At 71.9% G+C, this 22,897-nt stretch carries 19 protein-coding genes; 9 read left to right on the top strand and 10 right to left on the bottom strand.

Translation table 11 applies throughout. The features are described from left to right. The first annotated feature begins 7 nt into the window (after positions 1-7). The 5 genes from bsaP (at position 8) to Raf01_RS10260 (ending at position 5,532) form a co-directional block, all read left to right on the top strand. Positions 8-244 (top strand): biotin synthase auxiliary protein BsaP, encoded by a 237-nt coding sequence (gene bsaP, locus Raf01_RS10280; RefSeq protein WP_308442645.1) that lies wholly within the window; start codon positions 8-10, stop codon positions 242-244. A gap of 84 nt (positions 245-328) precedes the next feature. Next, positions 329-892 carry a DJ-1/PfpI family protein gene (locus tag Raf01_RS10275; RefSeq protein WP_203917548.1) on the top strand — a complete coding sequence of 188 codons (564 nt, stop codon included), beginning with the start codon at positions 329-331 and terminating at the stop codon, positions 890-892. A 257-nt stretch (positions 893-1,149) separates the two neighbouring features. Continuing rightward, entirely contained in the window at positions 1,150-2,742 is a 1,593-nt protein-coding gene (locus Raf01_RS10270; RefSeq protein ID WP_203917547.1) for an aldehyde dehydrogenase family protein, read from the top strand. Between the two features lie 428 nt (positions 2,743-3,170). Further along, positions 3,171-3,959, top strand: a complete 789-nt coding sequence (locus Raf01_RS10265; protein WP_203917546.1) for a hypothetical protein — start codon at positions 3,171-3,173, stop codon at positions 3,957-3,959. An 82-nt stretch (positions 3,960-4,041) separates the two neighbouring features. Then, on the top strand, positions 4,042-5,532 hold the full coding sequence (locus tag Raf01_RS10260) for a cellulase family glycosylhydrolase (RefSeq protein ID WP_203917545.1): 1,491 nt from the start codon (positions 4,042-4,044) through the stop codon (positions 5,530-5,532). Positions 5,533-5,549: 17 nt separating this feature from the next. On the opposite strand, the gene dpgB is transcribed toward Raf01_RS10260, so the two are convergent. Beyond that, positions 5,550-6,338 (bottom strand): enoyl-CoA-hydratase DpgB, encoded by a 789-nt coding sequence (gene dpgB, locus Raf01_RS10255; protein WP_203917544.1) that lies wholly within the window; start codon positions 6,336-6,338, stop codon positions 5,550-5,552. Continuing rightward, positions 6,332-7,396, bottom strand: coding sequence for a 3,5-dihydroxyphenylacetyl-CoA synthase DpgA (dpgA, locus tag Raf01_RS10250; protein ID WP_203917543.1), 1,065 nt, complete (start codon positions 7,394-7,396; stop codon positions 6,332-6,334). Before dpgA ends, dpgB begins: the two co-directional genes overlap by 7 nt. 394 nt (positions 7,397-7,790) lie before the next feature. Here dpgA and Raf01_RS10245 point away from each other — a divergent pair, with 394 nt between their 5' ends. From Raf01_RS10245 to Raf01_RS10235, 3 genes are read left to right on the top strand one after another with little or no spacing between them, the layout of a single operon-like run. Then, positions 7,791-8,552, top strand: a complete 762-nt coding sequence (locus Raf01_RS10245) for a polysaccharide deacetylase family protein (protein ID WP_203917542.1) — start codon at positions 7,791-7,793, stop codon at positions 8,550-8,552. A 42-nt stretch (positions 8,553-8,594) separates the two neighbouring features. After that, entirely contained in the window at positions 8,595-9,638 is a 1,044-nt protein-coding gene (locus Raf01_RS10240) for a glycoside hydrolase family 26 protein (RefSeq protein ID WP_203917541.1), read from the top strand. A gap of 15 nt (positions 9,639-9,653) precedes the next feature. Beyond that, a complete protein-coding gene (locus tag Raf01_RS10235; protein WP_203917540.1) occupies positions 9,654-10,586 on the top strand; it encodes a glycosyltransferase family 2 protein in 933 nt (310 codons plus the stop codon). On the opposite strand, the gene Raf01_RS10230 is transcribed toward Raf01_RS10235, so the two are convergent. The 5 genes from Raf01_RS10230 to Raf01_RS10210 all read right to left on the bottom strand — a co-directional run bounded on the left by Raf01_RS10230 (position 10,571) and on the right by Raf01_RS10210 (position 17,994). Beyond that, on the bottom strand, positions 10,571-11,920 hold the full coding sequence (locus tag Raf01_RS10230) for a hypothetical protein (RefSeq protein WP_203917539.1): 1,350 nt from the start codon (positions 11,918-11,920) through the stop codon (positions 10,571-10,573). The genes Raf01_RS10235 and Raf01_RS10230 overlap by 16 nt on opposite strands. 118 nt (positions 11,921-12,038) lie before the next feature. After that, complete coding sequence (locus Raf01_RS10225; protein ID WP_203917538.1) at positions 12,039-12,989, bottom strand: glycosyltransferase; 951 nt, start codon at positions 12,987-12,989, stop codon at positions 12,039-12,041. A gap of 42 nt (positions 12,990-13,031) precedes the next feature. Next, positions 13,032-15,062: a lipopolysaccharide biosynthesis protein gene (locus tag Raf01_RS10220; RefSeq protein ID WP_203917537.1), complete on the bottom strand. Its 2,031-nt coding sequence runs from the start codon at positions 15,060-15,062 to the stop codon at positions 13,032-13,034. Then, positions 15,059-15,943, bottom strand: coding sequence for a DUF8471 domain-containing protein (locus Raf01_RS10215; protein ID WP_203917536.1), 885 nt, complete (start codon positions 15,941-15,943; stop codon positions 15,059-15,061). Before Raf01_RS10215 ends, Raf01_RS10220 begins: the two co-directional genes overlap by 4 nt. Then, a complete protein-coding gene (locus Raf01_RS10210; RefSeq protein WP_203917535.1) occupies positions 15,940-17,994 on the bottom strand; it encodes a putative glycosyltransferase family protein in 2,055 nt (684 codons plus the stop codon). Before Raf01_RS10210 ends, Raf01_RS10215 begins: the two co-directional genes overlap by 4 nt. Here Raf01_RS10210 and Raf01_RS10205 point away from each other — a divergent pair. Further along, complete coding sequence (locus tag Raf01_RS10205; RefSeq protein WP_203917534.1) at positions 17,978-18,778, top strand: hypothetical protein; 801 nt, start codon at positions 17,978-17,980, stop codon at positions 18,776-18,778. The two genes, Raf01_RS10210 and Raf01_RS10205, sit on opposite strands and share 17 nt — an antisense overlap. Positions 18,779-19,151: 373 nt before the next feature. On the opposite strand, the gene Raf01_RS10200 is transcribed toward Raf01_RS10205, so the two are convergent. The 3 genes from Raf01_RS10200 to Raf01_RS10190 are packed head-to-tail and all read right to left on the bottom strand — an operon-like array spanning position 19,152 to position 22,416. Then, positions 19,152-20,495 (bottom strand): glycosyltransferase family 2 protein, encoded by a 1,344-nt coding sequence (locus Raf01_RS10200; RefSeq protein WP_203917533.1) that lies wholly within the window; start codon positions 20,493-20,495, stop codon positions 19,152-19,154. After that, the gene (locus Raf01_RS10195; RefSeq protein WP_203917532.1) at positions 20,492-21,568 is read right to left on the bottom strand and encodes a glycosyltransferase; all 1,077 of its coding nucleotides are present in this window, start codon (positions 21,566-21,568) and stop codon (positions 20,492-20,494) included. Before Raf01_RS10195 ends, Raf01_RS10200 begins: the two co-directional genes overlap by 4 nt. A 2-nt stretch (positions 21,569-21,570) precedes the next feature. Beyond that, positions 21,571-22,416: a glycosyltransferase family 2 protein gene (locus Raf01_RS10190; protein ID WP_239133503.1), complete on the bottom strand. Its 846-nt coding sequence runs from the start codon at positions 22,414-22,416 to the stop codon at positions 21,571-21,573. Between the last annotated feature and the right edge of the window lie 481 nt (positions 22,417-22,897).

The following is a 22,897-nucleotide window of genomic DNA, read 5'->3' as shown; positions in this document are numbered from 1 at the left end:
CCGGGGTGTGGCGGAGGCGAGCGCCGTCCCCGTGGCACTGACCGCCGCCGGCCCGGCCGCCCCGCCGGCCTTCTGCGACCGCTGCGGCGGCGACCTGGTCGCCGGTGCGCACGCCGCGTGCCGGGCGGCCCGTGCGCTGGAGCCGCCCCGGTTCTGCCCGGTCTGCAGGCGCCGGATGAAGGTACAGGTGCTGCCGTCCGGGTGGCGTGCGCAGTGCGTGGAGCACGGCGAACTCCACGGCTGACCGGGACGGGCGGACGGTTGCCGGGGTCGCGGCGCCCGAGGCATCGTGGGGCGATACTCGCCTGCCGATCCCAGGAGGCACGCCATGGCAAAGATCCTCATCCTCACCGGAGACGCCGCCGAATCCCTCGAAGTCATGTACCCCTACCAGCGCCTGCGCGAAGAGGGGTACGAGGTGCACATCGCCGCCCCCAGCAAGCGCAAGCTCCAGTTCGTGGTGCACGACTTCGTGGACGGATTCGACACGTACACCGAGAAGCTCGGCTACACCTGGCCGGCCGATCTCGCCTTCTCGGAGGTCGACCCCGACGACTACGTGGCGCTGGTCATCCCCGGCGGGCGGGCGCCGGAGTACATCCGCAACGACACCGACGTGCGGCGCATCGTGCGGCACTTCTTCGAACTCGACAAGCCGGTCGCCGACCTGTGCCACGGCCCGCTGGTGCTGGCCGCGGCCGGGGTGCTCGACGGCCGGACCACCGCCGCGTACCCGGCGCTGGAGCCGGACGTGATCGCGGCCGGGGCGACCTTCCGGGACAGCGAGGCGGTCGTCGACGGCGTGGTCGTCTCCGGCCGGGCGTGGCCCGACCACCCGGCGTGGATGCGCGAGTTCGTGCGGGTACTCCGCGAGAAGGCGCCGGCCAGCTGATCTTTCACACTTGAGGTGGGGTCGCCGGCGCCGGCGACCCCGCCCCACCACCCGGCTCACCAGGCGGAAATCGGCAATCAGGGCGGTAACCCGGCACGGGTCACCGCCGATTTCGTCGATGCGCCGGAGTCGCGCCGGCCGCCCCGTAACGTAGGTCACGTTGTGGTAACGGGCCATGAAAAGGCAGATTGGCGAGCGAGAGCCCGCGGTGCCATCGACGCTGCCGCCCCTTCGCCGGACCCCCAAAGGACACGACGATGACCATGCGACTGGCTCCAGGCACCGCCTGGGCGGACACGTTGCGGCGGGCCGCCGCGGCAACCCCGGAAGCATTCAACGAGGACCGGCTGCACAACCTGTTCGAGGGCAGCTGGCAGGACTCCGGTACGCCGTCCACACTGCGTACCCCGGTCGACGGCAGCCCCCTCGCACAGCTGTCCCGGCTCGACGCCGAGGCCGCCACCCGCGCGGTCCGGGCCTCCTTCGCCGAACACCGCGACTGGGCGACCACCCCGATCGCCGAACGGCGGGAACGCGTCCTCGCCGCGCTGGACGCCTTGAGCGAGCACCGGGACCTGCTCGCCCTGCTGCTGGTCTGGGAGATCGGCAAACCGTGGCGGCTGGCCTGCGCCGACGTGGACCGGGCGCTGGACGGCGTCCGCTGGTACGCCGGCGAGATCGAGCGGCAGGTCGCCGGGCGCGACCCGCTGTCCGGCCCGGTGTCCAACATCGCCAGCTGGAACTACCCGATGAGCGTGCTGGTGCATGCCGAGCTGGTACAACTGCTGGCCGGCAACGCCGTCATCGCGAAGACCCCGTCACAGGGCGGCGCCGTGTGCCTCACCGTCGCGCACGCGCTCATGCGCCGCGCCGGCCTGCCGGTGACCCTGCTGTCCGGCGGTGGCGAGGAGCTGTCCGAGGTGCTGGTACGGGCGCCGGAGATCGGCGCGGTCGCGTTCGTCGGCGGCCGGTCCAACGGCGGTAAGGTCGCCGCCGCGCTGCTCGACACCGACAAGCGCCACATGATCGAGCAGGAGGGCCTGAACGCCTGGGGCGTCTGGAAGTTCTCCCAGTGGGACCTGCTCGCCGGGCACCTGAAGAAGGGCTTCGAGTACGGCAAGCAGCGGTGCACCGCGTACCCGCGATTCGTCGTCCAGCGTGACCTGGTCGACCGTTTCCTCGACGTGTACCTGCCGGTGGTCAAGTCGATCCAGTTCGGCCACCCCCTGGCCGTGCCCGCCGACGGCGATCCGTCCGGCTCGGCGGGTCTGATGCCGCTCGACGACCCAGACCAGGCGCTCCCGGTGCTGGACTTCGGTCCGCTGATCAGCGCCGCGAAGGCCGACGAGCTGCACCGGAAGGTGGACGAGGCGATCAAGCACGGGGCGATCCCGCTGCACCGGGGCGACCTGGCCGACTCGGCCGGCTTCCTCGACGGTCAGGACACCGGCGCGTACGTCGCCCCGACCGCGCTGCTCGCCCCGCCCGGGCGCTCCCGGCTGATGCACGCGGAGCCGTTCGGGCCGGTGGACACCATCGTCGTGGTGGACACCGAGGAGGAGTTGCTGGCCGCGATGAACGCGTCCAACGGCTCGCTGGTCGCGAGCCTCGCCTGCGACGACCAGGAGTTGGCGGAGAAGCTGGCCGGCGACCTCCAGGCGTTCAAGGTGGGCATCAACAAGCCGCGCTCGCGCGGCGACCGGGAGGAGCCGTTCGGTGGCCGGGGCGCGTCGTGGAAGGGCGCGTTCGTGGGCGGTGACCTGCTGGTACAGGCGGTGACCGTGGGCGAGCCGGATGAACGGCTGTACGGCAACTTCCCCGACTGGACGGCGATGCCGCCGGAGGTCTGACGGTTCGAAGGTTCTCAACCGCCGGCGGTGGGTATGTCGGGCGCCAGCTTGGCAACCACCGCCGGCAGTTGTGGAACGAGGGCCAGCGGAAGTTCGGCGATCCTACCGCGCATCGGAGAACGCACTCAGGCGAGCGCAGGAGGCCGCGCAGGCGCGGGTGAGCGCCGCTCGCGAGGCGCGGGCCCGGGCGCGAGACAAACTCGCCCAGGCAATCGCGGCCGAGGCTCGCGCCGGCACACCGCACGTCGACATCATCCGGATCAGCGGGTGCTCGCGCGAGCGCGTCCGTCAGATCCCGCGGGCGGCGGGTATCGAGGCGGATACCTAGCGCTTCCCTTTTCCCGGCCAAAGGGACCTCGATCAATCGGCGTACACAGCTCACGTATCGTCTGCGACGTTTTCGGTGTCCATCGAGACTGGGGAAAGTCATGGCACTGGTACGTCGATCCTCCATCATCGGGCAACTCGACCACGCGATCTCGGCGGGCGTCAACGACGCCTCGGACATGCTGACCAAGCAGGTAAGCGCGGCGGCACGCGGCGCCGCGCCGACTCAGTCCAACGGCGGCTCGTCCAACGGCGGCTCCGAGCCCACCGTCAACCTGTCACCCGCACCGAACGCGGCCGGCGCGGTGCCGGCCTGGGCCGCCAACACCGAGGCCGCCGCCGTCGCGTCCAAGGGCGCGTCGGTGCTCAGCGTGCTCGGCGCGTTCCTCATCGTCGCGATCGGCACCGGAGCCGCGTACGCGTTGAACCGCTGGGTCCACAAGTCGACGCCGTTCGAGATCGGCAACCAGATCTCGGCGTACGCGGCGGTCGTCGTGTTCGCCGGTGCGGTGGAGCGGCTGCTGGAGCCGTTCTCCAACATGCTGCCCGGCAACGGGGCCAGGGCGCAGTACGAGAGCGTCGTGGCGGCGCTCGCCAACGGGCACCCGACGACCACGCTGAAGGACGTCGCGGCCGCCAAGGCCAAGCTCGACCGTGCGCTGTCCAACCGCACGGTACTCATGTGGGGCCTGGCGACCGGCCTGGCCGCGCTGGTGTCCGGCCTGGGCGGCTTCTACCTGCTGCACATGATTGCCGCCACGGGCTGGGTGTCGCACATCCCGACCTGGATCGACGCGCTGGTCACCGGCCTGGTCGTGGGTACCGGCACCAAGCCGCTGCACGACCTGATCAGCAAGGCGCAGTCGGCGAAGGAGAGCGCGGCCGCGTAGTCGCACGCACCCGGGCAGCTGGCGACCCGTCGAAAAGGCGGGTCGCCAGCTCGTCTTGAGGTTGCTGGGCGAGACTCGACTCATGATGTGGGGCACGGAACGGGCCGGTCGGCGGCGACGGCTGTCGAGGTCGCTGGCCGCGGCGGCGGTGGCGCTGGCCGCCCTGTCCGGCTGCACCGGTACCGGCTCCTCGCCCGACCCCGTCGTGTCGGCGCCGGCCGCCTGCGAGGTCCGGTACGTGATACGCGCCCAGCCGGCCGGCTTCACCGCCGACGTGAGCGTGACCAACCATGGCGGCCGGCTCCACGGCTGGACGGTCGGCTTCGACTTCCCGGGCGCCGACCAGCGCCTGCTCTCCGGCTGGAACGCCACCTGGGCGCAGGCCGGCACCCACGTCACGGCCACCTCCTCCGCCGCCGATCTGGCGTCGGGCGCCTCGGCGACCGCCGGCTTCGACGGTACCGGCACGGTCGGTACGGCCCCGGCACAGTTCACCCTCGACGGCGTGGTGTGCGCCCTGCGGGTCGACTCGGACGCGCACGCGCTCGCCACCACCACCGGGCACGCTCCCGCACTGCACGTGGCCGGCAACCAGATCGTCGACCAGTCCGGCCGGCCCAGCCCGCTGCTCGGAGTCAACCGCTCCGGCGGCGAGTACATGTGCGTGCACGGCAGCGGCATCTGGGACGGTCCGGTCGGCGACGACGCTCTCGCCGCGATCGGATCCTGGAACGTCACCGCGGTGCGGGTACCGCTGAACGAGGACTGCTGGCTGAGCCTGGGCGGGGTGGACCCGCAGTACTCCGGCGCCCGGTACCGCTCCGCCGTCGCGGCGCTGGTGGCGTCGCTGGAGGCGCACGGTCTCAATCCGGTACTGGACCTGCACTGGAGCGACGGGCGCTTCACCGGCGACAACAGCATGTGCCCCAGCGCCACGGCGACCTGCCAGAAGCCGATGCCGGACGGGAACGCCGTCACGTTCTGGAAGTCGGTCGCGGAGACCTTCCGCCCGGACGGCTCGGTGGTTTTCGACCTGTTCAACGAGCCGTACCCGAGCGACACCGGGACCATGTCCCGGGCCGAGTCCTGGAATTGCTGGCTGCGCGGCGGCTCCGCCTGCCAGGGGCTGGACTACCCGGTGGCCGGCATGCAGCAGCTGGTCGACGCGGTGCGCTCGACCGGCGCCGGCAACCTGATCCTGGTGAGCGCGAACAGCTACTCCCGGGACCTGACCGGGTGGCTGGCCCACCGCCCACAGGACCCGACCGGGAACCTGGCCGCGGCGTGGCACTGGTACAACGACGGATCCTGCGACGGCGCCGACTGCTGGCAGCGTCAGGTCGGGCCGGTGGCCGAGCGGGTACCGGTGGTGGCCACCGAGATCGGCGAAATGGACTGTTCGTCAGCCCTGGTGACTCCGCTGATGGGATGGCTGGACGGGCACGGCGTGTCGTACCTGGCCTGGAGCTGGAACACCTGGGGCTGCGCCGATGGCCCGGCGCTGATCAGCGACTGGTCCGGCACGCCGACCCCGTACGGGCAGGGAGTCCGCGACCACCTGCAGAGCCGCTAGAGCGAGCGCGACAAGCGCTACAGGCGCCCGCCCGCGGCCGGGGCCGCCTCCAGCCCGCTTCGCGCCAGCCGCAGGGCCCGGTCACACGCGGCCAGATGGGTGCCGAGGGCGTCCTCGAAGCTCGTCGTGGCGGCCTCGAACAGCAACTGTCGGCGGATCGCCCACTCCCTGCCGTTCGCCCCGACCGACTGGAGGATCTCCCGTACCCGGGCGTCCACGTCCTGAGCGACCTCGTCCACCAGGCCGGAGGCGACCGCCCGGTCGGCGAGAAGCGGCGCCCCGAGCACCATCATCCGCCGGGCCGCACCGATGCCGATCTGGTTGACCAGCCGGTACAGCGCCATGCCCGGCCAGGTGCTACCCGCCACGCTGACGAGTTCCAGGCGCAGGTCGGCGGTCACCACGCGGTAGTCGGTCGCGAGCAACAAGTCGAGGGCCGGCCCACGGCAGGCTCCGTCGACGACGGCGAGGACCAGCACCGGCAGGCGCTCCAGCCGCCGCAACGCCCGCTCCCACTGGTTGACCAGGTGGATCGCGGTCTCGTGCGGCCAGGGCTCGCCGGCCGCGCCGGCACCGGCGCCGGTGATGTGGACCAGCAGGGTCAGGCCCTTGCGGTCATCGTCCTCGATCCGGGCGCACGCCTCGTTCACCGTGGCGACCAGCGACTTCGTCAACGCGACGCCGCCGTCGACCTCCAGGTGAACGTCGGTCAGATCGGAATAACTCGACACCGGCTGCGCCTCCTTGAGCATCCGTCCGAACTCCTCATCGCGGCTGTGTGGGCCGGCCGTGCGGCCCACTACCACCGCAGCAATGCCATCTCGATAGTCGATCCGGGACCCATCGTCATGAACACGCCATGGTCTCCGGGTGAGACCCTGCCCTCCTCGACGAGCTGCCGGTAAGAGAACAGGAACGAACCGCTCGACAGGTTGCCGTAGTTGCGCAGGACCGAGACGGTGTGGCGCAGATCGTGGGCCGTCAGGCCGAGATTGACGCGTACCGAATCGATGACCTTCTTGCCGCCGGAGTGCACGATCCACTGGCTCACGTCGCTGCGCCGTACCCCGGTGCCCTCCAGCAGCGACGCGAGGACCTCCTCGGCGTGGGCGCCCACCACGTACGGCACGTCGCGGTCGACGTAGAAGCTGAACTTGTTGTGGTCGTCGTCCCAGTCGTAGCGCATGGCTTGCATCGCCTCGGGAATGAGGCGGCTGGCGAACTTCAGCACCGCCGGCCCGCGGCCGGCGCGCGGATCCGCCCTCAGCGCCACGGCCGCGGCACCGTCGCCGAACAGGCTGTTGACCACGGCGGTGCGCATTGTGCCGTCGAAGACGTACGCGGCCGAGCAGACCTCCACGCAGATCATGATCGCGAGCCGGCCCGGGTTGGACTGGGCCCAGGACGCCACGGTGTTGAGGCCGTTGAGCCCGGCGTTGCAGCCCATGCCCACCACGTCGGAGCGGTGGCAGTCGCGCGGGATGCCCAACTCGTTGATGAGCAACGCGCTGAACCCCGGGGTCAGGAACCCGGTGGAGGTCACGCAGCACAGGTAGTCGATGTCGTCGATCTCCGCGCCGGCGTCTTCCAGGCAGCGCAGCAGCGCCTGTGACGCCATCTCGATGCCGTGCGACCGGTGCTTGACCAGCAACTGCCCCTGGCTCTCGTCGACCGGCCGGCCGTGCTCGTCCAGGTCGGGCAGGAGGAGATGGCGCTGATCGATGTGACTGTTCTCGAAGATCGAGGCGATCCTCGGGTCGGTCATGCGATAGCGGTCGAGCAGCTCAGCCTGGGTATAGGTGGACTTCGGGTTGGCGGTGCCGATTCCACTGATTCGTGGTCGTTGCGCTACCGCCTGCGGCACTACCCACACTCCCCATCAGCAAGACACGCAGCCGTGTTGCACTGGTTGGTCTTTAGTTACGCCCTCGGTCACTGCCCCTGACCGGCCCCGTTGTGAAGAAGTCTTCACGGCGTTCATACGATAGCCGACGACACCGAGTGGTCGGCCGCAGATCGCTCGATCCGCACCAGCCAAATCGGCGCCACCCGGTCCATTCGCGCGTGGACGTACGGTTGGTCCATACTTGCTCCCCAGACGCTGTGGCGCGGAGACGGGTGAAGCGGATCGGCCCGTGACGCGACCGCCCGCGGGTTACGGCCGGCACGGCGCGACACGACGGGAACGAGGACGGGCTGAGGTGGCACAACCACAACCGCCGGGAGAGCGCGCTCTTGCGGTGCTTATGTACCACTCGGTGTCAAGCGTTCCCGAGGGCCCGATGCGCACCTTCGGAGTGCCACCCAAACTGCTGGCCGAACAGCTCGCCGCGTTGTCCGGCGCCGGATACCGGCTGACCGGCCTGTCCGAGGCGCTGGACCTGCTGGACGGCGGCTGCACCGACCCGCTCGTGGCGCTGACGTTCGACGACGGGTACGTCGACTTCCTCGACCACGCCGTCGGTGTGCTGGCCGAAGCCAAGGCGGGCGCCACGCTCTACATGTCGGTCGGCCACATGGGCGGCCCGGCCGACTGGCTCGGCCCGCACGCCGGCGCACTCGGCCCGATCATGGACTGGTCGCAGCTGGCGGACGTGGCGGCGACGGGCGTCGAGATCGGTAACCACAGCCTCATCCATCACCCGCTGGACGTGCTGCCCGCCGGTCAGCTCGACGCGGAGGTGCGCGACAGCCGCGACCGGCTCGCCGATGCGCTCGCGCGACCGATCCGTTCGTTCGCGTACCCGCACGGGTACAACAGCGCGACGGTTCGGGCGGTCGTGGCGAAGTACGGGCACGGCAACGCGTGCGAGGTCGGCCGGCGGCTGTACCGCGAGGGCGGCGACCGCCTCGCCGTGTCCCGGCTGCAGCCGACCCCCGACCACTCCGGCGACGACCTGGTGCGGCTGGTGCGCGGCGAGGGTTCGAGCCTGGTACCGGCACTGAAACGGGTGGCGCAGCCGGGATGGCGGGTGGCCCGGCGTGTTGCACTCCGGGTGTTCCGGACGAAACTGACGTGAGCCCGGCCCGTTGCCCGGCCGTACACCCGTGGGGAGAGTTTCGTGAAGCGTCTTGACCGGCCGTTGCGGCGGCTCGCCACCGGCGCCGTACTCGCCGTGACGATCGCGTCCCTGGTGGCCTGCGCACAGGAGCCGGCGACGACGACCTCGGCGGCGTGGGTCAGACCCGGCGCGTCCGCGGCGGCCTCGGGCGCACCCGCCCCCGCCGGATCCGGTGACACGTCGGGCGCGAAGACCGGTTCGACCAAGCCCGAGCCGACACCCGGCAAGGTGATGCTCGGCGAGTACATCGACCTCAAGGGCCAGAAGAGCGAGCAGGACAGCCTCGCGCTGCGCCGGCAGCAGCTCGGCCGGCAGCAGCGGATCATCCACGAGTACTACGACTGGTACCAGCCGATGCCGACCTCGCTGGCCGGGCTGCCGGCCGGCAGCATCCTGCTGATCTCGTGGAGCGGGACCTTCTACGCGCCGATCACCAACGGCTCCCAGGATCAGCTGATCGCCAAGGCGGCGGACGCGCTGGCCAGCCTGAAGGCGCCGGTGTTCCTGCGCTGGGCGTGGGAGATGAACGGCAACTGGTACGACTGGGGTGGTGCGGAGAACGGCAAGAACCCGGGCGGCTTCATCGCCGCCTGGCGCCACATCCACGACATCTTCGTGGCCCACAAGGCCGACAACGTCTCCTGGGTCTGGGGGCCGAACGCGGGCTCGGTGCCGCAGAGTTCGTGGAACAACATGGCCAACTACTACCCGGGCGACAACTACGTCGACTGGGTCGCGGTGTCCGGATACTTCACCGGGCGGGAGACGCCCGCGTCGCTGTTCAGCGGGATCACCAGCAAGTACGGCGCCCACAAGCCGGTGATGATCGCCGAGACCGGCGCACTGGAGCGGGGCGGCACAGTGAAGGCCGACTGGATCCGCGCGCTGCAGTCCTGGATCGAGGACCATCCCGCGGTCGGCGCCCTGGTCTGGTTCGACACCGACAACGACCACAACAACGGCAAGAACTGGCGGATCGACAGCTCACAGTCCGCGCTGTCCGCGTACCGTGCGCTGGCCACCGATCCGCACTTCTCGGGTTGACGGAGGTCGCCGCCGGTGAGCCTGCCCTCGGTGTCCGTGGTGATCACCACCTACCGTCGTCGTGACGCGCTGCCGGCGGCGATCGCCGCGATCGCCGCCGACCCGCATCCGGCGGAGATCCTGGTCGTGGTCGACGGCTGCGCGGACGGCTCGTACGAGGTGGTCCGCGACCTGGCCGCCGAGAACCCCCGGGTACGCCCGATCTGGCGGGAGAACGGCGGCGAGGGCGCGGCCCGGCAGACCGGCGTCGAGTCGGCCACCGGCGACATCGTGTTGCTGCTCGACGACGACGTGGTCGCCGGCCCCGGGCTGGCGACCGGGCACGCCCGGGCGCACCGGGACCGGACCGGCACCGTGGTGCTCGGGTACATGCCCACGACAGCGCCGGCGGTACGGCGGCGGGGAGACTTCCCGACCGTGCTGTACGCCAGGGAGTACGAGCAGGCGTGCCAGCGCTACGAAAACGATCCCGGCTCGGTCATCACCGCGCTCTGGGCGGGCAACATGTCGCTGCGCCGCGAGGACGCGCTACGGGTGGGCCTGAACGGGCCACGGCGCCTGGGCTACCACGACGACCAGGAATTCGGGCTGCGCTGCGCCCGGGCGGGACTGACCGCGGTCTTCGACCGGTCGCTGGCCGCGCGGCACTCCCACTCCCGTGACGTGGACAGCTTCCTGCGCCAGGCACGCCTGTCCGGTCTGGCCCGGCGGCACCTGGCGGCCACCTATCCGGACCTGGTCGCCGACACGGACCCCACCGGCACACTGCCCGGGGTGCTCCGCGCCGGTGTCGGAGCGGCCGCCACACCCGGCATGTACCCGCTGGCCAACGCGGCCCTGCGCGGCGGGGTACGGGCGACCGGCCGGCTGCGGATGTTCGGCGCCGAGACCTACCTCGCCCGTACCCTGCGCCAGATCGAACTGCTGCGCGGTTACCGGGGCCGGTGAGCCTCGACCAGGGCCACCGGGTCGGCACAGATCAGCTCGCCGATGCGGCGCATCGCCTTCTCCTCGAACGTGGAGCGGTGGAACGTGACGTTGAGGTGCAGCTCCCCGTCCATCTCCGCGAACGTGACCGTCACCGCCTCCGGTCCGCCCGGAGTCGGCGCGCTGAGCATCATCCGGTACTCCGGCGGGCAGGCCCACGGCAGTTCGGAGTAGTAGCCGTCGAGCCGGCCGATATGGGTGATCGTCAGCTGCGGGCTGGGCTTGACCCGCACCTGCGCCGGTGGCGAGGTGGGAGAGAACCGGGCCCGCAGCGCGTACAGGTCGCGCAGCGCGAGGCTGCTCAGCGGCCGGCCGGCCGCGATCGTGGCACTCATCACCTCGTGGATCGCCCGGGGATCCAGGGTGTCGGACGGGATGACGTACTGCGCCGGCGCGAAGTTGCCGTCGACGGTCGCGCCCTTCGGCAGGTACCGCCGGGCGTCGACCAGGATCATCATGCCCGGGTCGCCGGGCTGCAGCCCGCACTCCTCGAACGCGGCGCGGGCCGCGGCGAACAGCACGGCCGCCGCGGAGACCCCGGGCTGGTGGGTGTCACGCCAGGTGCGCAACGCGCTGAGAGTGCCGGGCTCCGACCGGATGTACGTCGCGGACACGTCCGGCTGCCAGGCACGGCGCGGCTCGTCGGCGGGCGGCTCTTCGAGCACCGGCCGAGGCGTCTTCAGCAGAGTCACCACCCGGCGCGGATCGCGGCCGAAGAAGCGCAGCGACGCACGGGCGAGCGGCAACCGGGTGGGCCGGGGGAACGCCAGGCGAGGCGGCCGGCCGGCGGCACCGGCGCCGAATATCTCGGCCACCAGCGTGTTGAACACCCGGGCGTCGCCGATCGCGTGACTCATCCGGATGCCGACGAACTCGCCGCAGACGAGTACCCGGAGCGGCCGGTCGCCGAGCCCCCGCGAGGTCAGCGCTTCGCGTAGCGTCTCGGCGGTGGCCACCTCGTGCGGCTCGATTCCGGTGCGCTCCCCGGTCCGCTGTTCGACCGCCGCCCGCGCCGCCGCCACCGCCACGGACTCCGCCGTACCGGGCTCGGGCCAGACGAGGACGGACACGTCGGAGTCCATCAGGTACGCGTACTCGGCCGTGGACACCGGTACCCACCGCCGCGCCTCCCGGTCCATACGGCAGACACTGGGATGGTTGGGGTGCTGGCGGTGCAGGGCGATCAACGTCTCGCGGATCATGGGCGCGGTCACGCCGGTCAGCGGACCCACCACCCGGACCTGCTCGCAGGACAACCATTCGCCGTCGCGCAACGACATTCGCCGACCAGCCACCGACCGGCACTCCTTCCGTCGGGCACCCGCAGTCGGGACCCGACCCTACCCGTTTCGCATCGATGCCTGCGCCGCGGCCTCAACCCTCGGGCGGGCACACCAGCCGGGGGCCGCGGCCTCAGGTCGCTCGGGTCGCACACTCCCGGTAGCCCCGGCGCAGCTCGACCTGCCGCAGGCACCGGGCGAGCACCGACTCCAACCGCCACAGCCGGGCCTGTCCCGCCCGCCTCGCCTGCCACAGCAGGGCCGGGGTCGACAGGCGGCACATGCCCGGCGCCGCCGCCACCGCGACGGCGGCACGGACCGCCGGTGCCAGCCGGTCGTCCAGGTCGTGGTGCGAGATCAGATCCGGGAACAGTTCCTCCAGGCGCCGGCGGTCCGACCCGCGCATCCGCGACTGCCGCACGAACGTGTCCACGTCGCGCTCGTGCAGGTGCTCGGCGAACAGGCCGCGGTCGAACACTCCGACCAGGCCGGCGCGCAGGCAGCGCAGCCCGAATGCCTGATCGCTGTGGTAGCCGAGGCGCGCGCCCTCGGTCTGGAAGCCGACCCGTAGCGCGTCCGCGCGCCGGATCGACAGGTTGCCCGTCCACAGGCCGCGCAGGATGGTGGACGGGTCCGCCTCGTACCGGCGGCACTGCGCCTCGTACTCCTCGGCGTACAGGTGACTCGCGAAGTCGCCGGGCCGCCGGACAGCCGGCCGGCGCACCGGCATGTACCCCAGCACCAGCGCCCCGGGCGTGGCGGCGTGCACCCGGGCGTGCCCTTCGGCGAGGCCGGGTCCGGCCAGCACGTCGTCGTCCAGGACCAGGACGACCTCGCCACCCGCCTGCTCCACGCCGGTCTGGCGGGCGGCGGCGTCTCCGGCGTTCTCCTGCCAGACCGGCCGGATGCGCGGGTCCGACTTCGCCAGTTCGACGAGCATCTCGTACGAGCCGTCGTGGCACCCGTCCACCACGACCACGATCTCCGACGCAAGCGGATCGCCGGCGATCGCGGCGATCGACTCTGCGAGCCGGTCCCGACGGTTATACGTGACGACGACCGCTGACACCGAGGGGAGCCTCATCGGGTCTCCGCGGTCGGTGAACGGTGCGCAGACATAGCGGGATCATATGCTGCGAGGTGGATGTTGTGCCGATTCGTCCGGGCGTACTCGGGAAATTACCGCAGTCTCGTCGGCCGCCACCGGCCGCACGACGACCGCCGTGGTCTCCTCGCCGGGCGGCTTCGCTGGCCGCGGGCCCGGTACCGCGGCAAACCGCGGGATCACCGCGGTCTCGTCGGCCGCCACCGGTGTGAACAGATCGTTCGCGTCGGACGTGAACCACGGATTGACCGGGCTGTTCCTCAGGGTCACTGGTCGGGTCACCGCTGCCTGGTCATCCGAGAGCCGGGACAGCACCATCGTCTCGTCCGGCTTCGTCCCGGACATCGCGACCGTCTCGTCGACGCGCGGCCGGGGTATCACCATGGTCTCGTCGGCCCTCGGCCGGGGAATGACCATCGTCTCGTCCGGCCTGGTGCCCGGCAGGACGATCGTCTCGTCCGGCTTGCCGGTCAGGATGACCATCGTCTCGTCCACCCTCGGCCGGGGAATGACCGCCGTCTGCTCGGCCGGAGCCGAGACCGCCGGCGGCTTCTTGCGCGGCCTCGCCGGTACCACCGGGTTGGACGGCGCCGGCGTACCCTCGCCCGGCCCGGACGCCTGCGCGGAAGACTCGGCTTCGGCCCCGGCCGCGCCGGCCGCCGCCGGAACCCGGCGCAGCGCGACCTGGATCACCGCCGGCGCCATGAGCACACCCTCCACCACGAACGCGCCGGCAAGCCAGGCCACCAGCCCGGACAACCCGTCGTGGCTGCCGCCGATCCACGCCGCGCCAAGCTCCATGACTCCGATCAGTACCGCGTAGACGCTCGCCCGCCGCGCTCGCTGCCGTACTCGCGAGATGGCGACGTAGAACTGCCGGATCACACCGACCACATAGGTCAGCGCCAGCACGGTCAGCGCGCCGGACGCCGAGGACGCGTACTCGCTGCCGAACACCCCCATGATCGGTCGGGCGAGTACCGCGATGCCGGTCGACACCGGTACGCCGACGCCGAGCGCGACCGCGAGCCCGATCCGGACCCTCGCCCGCAGACCGGCTATGTCGCCGCTGGCGACCGCGAACAGTGTCGTCGCGATGCTTCCCGGGATCATGGCCAGGAAGCCCATCACCATCCACGCCGTGTAGAAGGCGGCGTTGGCCCGGGTCGACACGACCGAGGTGACCACCAGCGGCAACGAGGTCCGGGGCAGGAACAGCGCCACGTTGAGCAGGTTGTGGTCGATCGCGTGCCGGCCGAGGCCGCGCAGCCGGGACAGTCGCGGACGGATCGAGCCCACCCCGCGAGAGCGCAGCGACAACCACAGCAGCGGCAGCGACACCAGGATGCCGGCCACCCAGGTACCCAGGATCTCGCTGCCGGTCACCGCGACCGGCAGCAGCGCGACGATGCCGACGACGATGAGCTTGCCGACCGCGAAGTATGCGTTGCGCAGCAGCTGCAGGTGCCCCAGGAGCAGTCCGACCAGGCCCTCGTCGAAGACCAGCATCGCGCCGTTGAGCGCCATCGCGAGGATCAGCAGCGCGATGCCCAGCGGAGAGCCCAGCGACTCGCGCAGCCCGGGGATCGCGAACAGGGCGAGCCCGACGTAGACGAGCCCGCCGAGCGTGGAGGCGCCCGCGGCCACCAGGACGCAGGTGGAGATCAGGCTCCACTGCCGGTCCTTGGACTTGGGCAGCTCGGAGATGAGCAGCGTACCCATCCCGAACATGCCGAGCGTGCCGACCAGCGTCATCGCCGAGATTGCGGCGGACGCGGCACCGACCGCCTCGGCGGAGAACGACCGGTCGGCGACCCACCAGTACACGAAGCCGAGCAGCGAGGTCAGCACGCTGGTGGCCATCAGGGCGCCGGAGTTGCTCAGCAGGTCGCCGTTGCGCTTGACCACCCGCTGCAGGCGGTTACGCGGAGTCGCGGCGTTCGCGCTCTCGTAGACCGTCATCCACCGCAGCGCTTCGAGCAGCGCCTCGCGCCGGTCGGTCGAGTCGGGGTACGGGGTCTCGCGGGCGTTGCCGCTGTTGTAGAACGTCATTGCAGCCCTGACACGAAGACGCTGCGGTACGGGGTGTCCCCGTCCCCCTTGAACAGATCGGCCGTGACCCGGCCGGTGGTCGGCACGTCGAGATCCTGCTTCCAGACCTCACCGGGCTGCAACGACAGCTGGTACTGGTGGCCGTCGCCGGCATCCTCCCGCACCTTGACCGTGTATCGGGTCGGCGCGCTCTCGTGACAGTCGACGGCGAGGGTGACCGGGCGTACCTGGTCGGCCGGGTTCGGGTCGTCGTCGGGCACCATCGACAGGGCGGTGAACGACTCCTGTGCCCCGTTCGTCGCGCTGCGCATGCCGATCCAGCCCGCGATCCCGAGCAGGGCGACGGCCACGGCCAGCGGCGCGAGGCGCCGAAGCATCCCGACCGCCGGCCTTCCGGGGCGGCCGGAGCCGGCGGCCCCGGGTGGGAAGGCAGCCGGTCGTGCGGAGCCGCCGGCCGGAGCGAACGGGTCGGACGGCGACCGCGAGCCACGCTGGCGCAGGTAGGCGACGCCGGCCAGCAGGAGCGTCGCGACGGCACCGAGCCCGCCCCAGGTGGCGGCCGTCAGGCGCAGGCCGACGAGGTTCAGCAACACCCCGCCGATGACCGGTACGGCCAGGCTCAGCGTGGGAACCAGCACGACGCGTTCCAGCCGGGACAGGCGGGGCCGCTCGTTGGCGGCGCGCCCCGGCTCCGGCACCGCCAGCTCGGGAAACAGCGCCGCCGTGGCCGCCACGCCGGGGAGCACGAACACCAGCAGCAGTCCCGCCACGACCCGCGCCGGGCCAACCGCGTGCTGCAGCGTGACCAGCCAGGCCAGGAGCGCCAGGGCAGCGGAGAGCGGGACGGCCAGCGCCGCCCACCGGGTACCCGCCAACCTCATGCGTTCCTCATGTCGTAGACGTGGATGTCACCGCTGTCGTACACCCGGTTGATCCCGGCGACATCGTCGAACTTGCTCAGATTCCCTTGCGGGATGGGCGCGGTGTGCTGCCCGGTCTGCGGATCCACCGGGAAGTACGCCCCGGAAATCGGTAGCTGCTGGGAGATCCGGGTGTCGACCCAAAGGTAGTCGACGCCCAGTGACTGCAGGAGTAGCTCGTCGTCAAGGTTCCATGTGCCGTCATAGTAGAGCTTCGATGCCTCGCCGACCGGATTCTGCTCCCCGTACGTCGAGACCAGGGTAGCGCCGGTGATGTCCGCGGCCACCCGGTGATCCGGCCCGAGCCAGTCGTACGTCCACACCGCCCCGGCCACGCCCTGCTGGTCGACCGAGCGTTCATACCCCGACACGAGGTACGGGCCGGGCAACTGCTCCCAGTACGGCGGCCACCCCCCGACCCGGGAACCCGCCATGAGCAGCGTCACGATCACCGGGCCGAGGACCACCGGATGCACCCAGATCGGTCTCATCCGGCTCAATACCCCGTCCACCGCCCGTTTCACCACCAGCGGCCGGCTCGGCCCCCGCAGCCGCGGCCGCCAGCCGACCAGTACGCCGGCCGCCACCATCGACATCGGGATGTAGGTGAACGTCGAGGCACGGCCGGCCAGCTCCGGTCCCTCCGAGCCGACGAACCGCACCGCGGTCGAGGCGAAGAAGACCAGGGCCCCGATCAGCGCCGCCGCCCGCCACGCGTCGAACCGCCCGGACGACCGCCAGCTCACCAGGCCCGCCCGTACCAGCAGGCCGAGCAGCGCGAGCAGGCCGAACGCCTCCACGGCCAGCTGCCACATCGGGTTGCCCGGCGACGACGAGCCGCCGGACGACCCGCCGCCGCGCAGCATCCCGGCCACCCCGCCGACCATCTGCTCGACCGGCGGTCCGAGGTAGCCGAACACCTCGCGGGCCACGAGCGCGAACCACCCGGTGACCAGGACCACCCCGGCTCCGGCGACGATCAGGGTGGCCCAGCGTCGCGGCCGGTTCATGACCGCCTCGCAGGCGCCGATGAGCCCGAGCGTCGCGATCGTCGCCGCAGCCGTGACGTGGTGACAGATCGACACGCCCAGCAGCCCGACGCCGCACAGCACCGCGTACACCGCCGTGTGCCGCTGCCGCGGCTCCCACCGCCGGCTGGCCCAGATCACCAGCATCAGGAACGGCAGCGCCGCGGTCTGGTAGATGAACATCGAGTCGAAGAACAGGTAGTGCAGCGCGGTGGAGTAGATCACGCAGACCGCACCGGCCAGCTCGGCCGAGCCACCGGTGCTGCGCACCACGAGGAACAGCAACCCGATGAAGGCAAGGTGGGCCACCCCGGCGACCAGCAGGCCGGCGTTGGTGATGGACAACCCGGTCATCGACGACAGCGACGCCGTCATCTCCTCCAGCCCGGGAAAGTGCACCGCCACCGGGAGCGCGTTGTTGGGCTGGAAGAGCCGGCCGTCCTGCAGCAGGATGTTGGTGCCGACCCAGTGCTGCAGCTCGTCCGGGAACCGGAACTGGTCCGGGCTGTAGAGCCACTTCTGCAGGTACTCGTCGACGGCCAACCCCATCACGAGCACGAACGACTCGGCGACACCGGCGAGGCGGCGGAAGAACATGCGTACCGCGACGGGTACGGAGACGACCAGCTGCCCGAGCCAGTACGCCGCGCCGGCCCAGCCCGCTCCCGACCGGCCGCCCTGATAGGCCAGGGCCACCAGGACGACACCGAACGCGGACAGCGCGAGCACCTCCGGTGCCCGGCCCAGCGACGGCAGCCAGCCCGGCGCCCGGGCGGCCTCCGCGACCGGCTCCGCCACCCTCGGGATCACGACGGTCTGGTCGGGCGCCGAGTCGGTGAACCGGGGCAGCACCATGGTCTCGTCCGGAGCCCCGACCGGTACCCGCGCCACGCTCTCGACCTTGCGCGGCGCCGGTACCACCAGGCGCGCCCCGGTATCCCCCGGCCGCGCCGACGGAAGCGGGACGGTGGTGGACTCCGGCATCGGCCCGGGTGCCGTCCGGGGCAGCGGCACGGTGGTGGACGGCGGGACCGGCGGCGCGGGCGGCATCCCGGCTCTGGACCCCGGCGGCGCGCTCCTGGACCCCGGCGGCGCGGGCGGCGTCGCGCCTCTGGACCCGGGCGGCGTGACCGGCGGCGCGCCTCTCGAAACGGGCGACTTGCCCTGCGTCCCCGGACCTGCCGGTCTGGCCGGCACGGTTCGTCTCGTCGACTCGGACGGCGCGCGCTGTGCCGGCGGCACCACCGACCTGGCCGCCGGTGGCGGCATGGCGACCGTGGACGCGGGCGGCACTGTGGACGCGGGCGGCACTGTGGACGCGGGCGGCACCGTGGACGCGGGCGGCGTGGACGGGGCCGAGGACGTCGGCGGCGCCGTGGGCCACGGCGGCGGCATCGACTTCGGCGCGGACTTCGGCGCCGCCGGCTTGGCCCGAGCCGCGGGCGCGTCCTGCGCGGCCGGGGGCGTCCGCTGGTCCGCGGCCGGAGGCGTCGCCGGTCTCGCCGCCGCGGGAGGCACCGCCGACCTCGCCGCCGCGGGCGGAACCGCACGCGAAGCCGCGGGAGGCACCACCGGCCTCGCCGCGGGCGGAACTACCGGCCTTGCCGCCGCAGGCGGAACCGCACGCGAAGCGGTGCCGCGCGGCGGGGCCGTTTCCCCGCGTTCACCGATGGACCGGGGTCGAGGGATCGACCCGGCGTTCCCCAGCCTCGGCTGGGCGTCGCGGGGAATCGGCGCCGTCCGCTCCGGCCCCTCCGGCGAGGGCTGAGGGATGACCGCCGTCTCGTCCGGGCCGGGCTGCCTGCCGCGCCGTACCGCCGGGTTCTGCCCCGGTCCCAGCGGCCCGACCCGCGGAATCACCGCCGTCTCCTCGGGACCGGGCTGCCGACCGCCCGGCGCCGCCGGCCTCCGCCCGCCCGATCCGCGCGCCGTACCGGCAGTCCCCCACCCGCCCGCACGCGGGTCGGCCGCTGCCGGGCCCGTCTCCGGCGCGGGTGCCGCACCGGATCGCCGTCGCTGCTGGGCACCGGTTCCCGCTTCGGGCGCCCGCCCGGAGCGCCGTCGCTGCGCCGCGCCCTCGGCCGCGGGCCCATCCCGTTCCGGTGAAGGGCCGGCGGCGTTCGGGCCGGGATTTCGTTCGCTCATCGGCCTGGCGGTGTCCGTTCGGCACGCCGGCGGCCGAGCGTTCCCCGCAGGTACGCGAACGGACCGGCGAGCATGCCGCGCCGGTTGGCCGACATCAGCTCGGCCGGGAAATGCTCGTCGATGCCCGCGTTGCGCAGGCTGTCGTCGCTGGACAGGTCGCGCAGCGCGGTCGGGATCAGCCGCAGCAGCGGGAGCAGCACGAGCGGGTTGTGCAGCACCAGGCTGGTGTACGCGGCGGTGAGCCCGGTGCCGTACCCGCGCATCTGTTCGCGCAGACCGGCCAGGTCGCGCCGGTGATAGTGGCGGCAGATCGCGCTCGGCTGGTAGACGATCGTGCCGCCGCCGCGGAGCACCTGCGTGAAGGCGAGCGTGTCCTCCGACCCCATGGCCGGGGTACCGGCGCCCAGCGCGCGGTCGAAGCCGCCGATGCGCTCGATGACGCCGGGCCGGAACGTCATGTTCGCCCCGGTCCCGAACGGCGGCAGCGGGTACAGCGGGCTCTGCCGCCGCGCGGTCGCCGGAGAGAACACGTCGGGGGTGAAACCGCGTCCCTTGCTGTGCCCACCGAACTGCTCGAACAGCAGTTGCGCGTGCGTCTCCAACTCCGCCGGCACGATCACCCCGGAGACCACCGACGCCTGCGGGTGGTCGGCCAGCGCCCGAGCCACCTCGGCCAGCCAGTGCCGGTCGGCCCGCTCATCGTCGTCGATCCAGGCCAGGATGTCGCCCGGTGCCGAGGCGACCGCCCGGTTGCGCGCCCGCGACAGGCCGGGAACCGGCTCGACCAGGTAATCCACCGGCCCGCGCTCGGCAGCGGCGCGGACCACACGCTCCGTCGCGTCGCTCACCGGTGCGTTGTCCACGACCAGCACCCGCAGCCGGGGATAGTCCTGGGCGAGCAGGCTGTCCAGGCACGCGGTCAACTGTTCGGGACGCTCGCGGGTGCACACCACCACGGTGATCGGCGGCGCGTCGCGCAGCACCTCCGCGCGGCGGGCCAGGAACGGAACCGGCCCCGGGACCTGGATGCCACCGACCGGCACCTCCTCCCGCGGCGGCACGCCGGCACCCGCGAGCCGCTGCGCGATCTGTGCGCCGAACTTGGCGGCGACCGACGCGGCGACCTCCTCGGGCGCCAGCCCGCGATCGGGTACGTCGAGGACGGCGAAGCCCAGCGGTTCGGTGAACAGCCGCACGAGCAGCCAGGCCCGCTCGACCCGGCGGCCGGCCGGGTCCGTGGCGGCGATGGCCGGCAACGCCTCGGTCAGCTCCAGGTCGCGCACCACCGCCGGCACCCGGGCCTGGGTGCCGGTCGACTCGACCGTGCCGGCAAGACTCATGCGCGCTCCCCGACCGACGCGTTCTCCGCCGGCAAGCTGGGTGCCGCCGGGAAATCGGATCCCGCCGGCAGGTCGGGTGCCGCCGACAGATCGGATGCCGCCGGCAAACCGGGTGCCACCGGCAGGTCGGGCGCCACCGAGGGATCCGCCGGCCGGTGCGGGCGCAGCGTCTCCACCGCGCCGCCGGCCGCCGCGGCGCACATCCCGGCGAGTACCGCCACCGCCCGGCCCGCGTTCGCCGCACCCTGCCCGCGCAGCGTCGCGGCCACCCCGCGGCCGACCGCCTTCGGCAGCGTCTTGCGCAGGTAGTCCCGCTCGGAGTCCAGGCTCTCCCGCCCGTCGTTGAGCCGGCCCATCTCGACCTTGCCGCGTCCCTCGTTGAAGCAGCGGCCCAGGAAGAACCGCAGCGTGGTGCGCGCCGTCGGTACCGGATGATCGATCCGCGATTGCGGCACGTACATCCAGGTCCCGCCGGTGGCCTTGCTCATCCGCAGGCACAGGTCGGTGTCCTCCGGCCGGGCGCGGTCGCCGACCTTGCCGAAACCGACCCGGAAGCCACCGACCGCCTCAAAAGCCGTGCGGCGTACGGCCATGCTCGCCGACCAGACGTTGCGTACCCGCGCCGTCATCGTGGGCATGCCCGTGTATGAGCCGCCCACCGCCCACAGGAACTCGTCCGGAAACCACGACGGCCGCGGACTCTCCCAGATCGGTACGATCGCGCCCCCCGAGCCGATGACCCGCAGGTCCTCGAACGGGCCGACCAGGCCGGCCAGCCAGCCGGGGTGCGCGTACGCGTCGTCGTCGAGCAGGGCGACCAGCGGCGTGCCGGTGTGCGCCACACCCGTGTTGCGGTTGCCGGACACGCCCCGGGCGTACTCGTTGGTCACCACGGTGACCCCGGTCAGCGTCGAGCGGGCGAAGTCGGCCAGCGCGTCGTTGTGGTCGACACTCACCACGACCTCGGCCGGTGCGGGGTGCTGTGCCAGCGCCGAGGCGACCGCACGCGTCAGGTGTTGCGTGCGTTCCAGCGTGTGACATGGGATGACGACGCTGACCTGCGGATCGGCCACCGTCACCACTCTCCGTCTGCGGGCCCCGGCTGAATCGGGGCACGCTTCACCGATTCGACCGCGATGCCGCGCTTCTCCCGCTTGAGCAGCGCGCGGTGGCGACGGAACTCGGCGACGATGGTGCGCAGCACCCGCCAGCCGTCCCCGAACGCGTTGAGGTTGCTGACCCCGTGGATCCGGGCCGCTTCCACGCTGGCGACCTCGGTGATGCGCAGGCCGTGGCTCGCGACCCGGACGTTGATCAGAGTCTCGATCTCGAACCCGTCGCCCCACAGCCGATCGCCGTTCGGCGGGCGGGGCAGGTCGATGTCAGGCAGGTCCATGACCTTCAACGCCTCGCGCCAGAACGCGTTGTATCCGTAGCACAGGTCGGTGAACCGGGTGCCGAACAGCAGGTTTACCGCACCGTTGAGGAAGTAGTTGCCCAGCTTGCGCAGGCGGGTGATGTCGTGGCTGCCGCCGCCCGGCCGGAACCGTGAGCCCTTGGCGTAGTCGGCACCCTGCAACAGCGCGTCGACGAAGCGGGGAATCTCCGCGGGGTCGGTCGAGCCATCGGCATCGATCATGGCGACGATGTCGCCGGTACTGACGGCGAAGCCACAGGCCAACGCGTTTCCCTTGCCGGTACGCGTCTGGTGCACCACGATCACCGACGGCAGCATCTGGCGGGCCTTGGCGACGGTCCCGTCCACCGACCCACCGTCGACGAGGATCACCTCGGCGATGTCGTCGGGGATCCGGCTCAGCACGTGCGGCAGATTGCGCTCTTCGTTCAGCGCCGGAACGATGACGCTGACCCGCAGGCGGTCGCTGTGGGAAGTCTCACTCGGTTCCCCGCCGCGCTTCACCTGTGGCCTCCCCACCTGAGCCTCATCCCCCGTGTTCATGCGTTGCGACTCCGATCCGACCGCTGCACCCTCCAGCTCCACGCGCCGAGCGCCCGCCCACGACGCTCCGGAACCGCGACCCCGATGCGCCCGCTCCTGAACCCACACGATGGATAGCGCTCGGCGGTCGGCGGACGTGACAGATTGGCTGAGGGAACGATCAACCTATATCTCCAAGTGCTTGGGCGCCGACGACTGCACCGCCCCCCGGCAAGCATGCGACGCGGCGCCAGGATAACGGCTTTGGCTCGGCCCCACGATAGGCGAGAGGTGAGACGCCCTCCGACTGGACCACGTTCCGCGACGGGTGGACAACCACCGATGGACCGGGTCGGCGACGCGACGAACCGTCCGACCGACCCCACCGCCTCCGACCGGTCCGGTTCGGTTCGTCCGGGCCGCGCGACGTCCGAGACCGGTCTCGGACCGCCGGGGCGTGTCG

Origin of the sequence: Rugosimonospora africana (assembly GCF_016862975.1) — a bacterium.
Classification (GTDB): Bacteria; Actinomycetota; Actinomycetes; order Mycobacteriales; family Micromonosporaceae; genus Rugosimonospora; species Rugosimonospora africana.
The sequence above is the reverse complement of the archived record's forward strand: the minus strand, read 5'-3'. Positions and strand labels throughout refer to the sequence as shown.

Excerpts from the sequence above, each read along its gene's own strand:
- Raf01_RS10275 (WP_203917548.1), top strand. The coding sequence starts at position 329 with ATGGCAAAGATCCTCATCCTCACCGGAGACGCCGCCGAATCCCTCGAA.
- Raf01_RS10270 (WP_203917547.1), top strand. The coding sequence starts at position 1,150 with ATGACCATGCGACTGGCTCCAGGCACCGCCTGGGCGGACACGTTGCGG.
- Raf01_RS10265 (WP_203917546.1), top strand. The coding sequence starts at position 3,171 with ATGGCACTGGTACGTCGATCCTCCATCATCGGGCAACTCGACCACGCG.
- Raf01_RS10260 (WP_203917545.1), top strand. The coding sequence starts at position 4,042 with ATGATGTGGGGCACGGAACGGGCCGGTCGGCGGCGACGGCTGTCGAGG.
- Raf01_RS10225 (WP_203917538.1), bottom strand. The coding sequence starts at position 12,989 with ATGAGGCTCCCCTCGGTGTCAGCGGTCGTCGTCACGTATAACCGTCGG.
- Raf01_RS10220 (WP_203917537.1), bottom strand. The coding sequence starts at position 15,062 with ATGACGTTCTACAACAGCGGCAACGCCCGCGAGACCCCGTACCCCGAC.
- Raf01_RS10215 (WP_203917536.1), bottom strand. The coding sequence starts at position 15,943 with ATGAGGTTGGCGGGTACCCGGTGGGCGGCGCTGGCCGTCCCGCTCTCC.
- Raf01_RS10210 (WP_203917535.1), bottom strand. The coding sequence starts at position 17,994 with ATGCCGGAGTCCACCACCGTCCCGCTTCCGTCGGCGCGGCCGGGGGAT.
- Raf01_RS10200 (WP_203917533.1), bottom strand. The coding sequence starts at position 20,495 with ATGAGTCTTGCCGGCACGGTCGAGTCGACCGGCACCCAGGCCCGGGTG.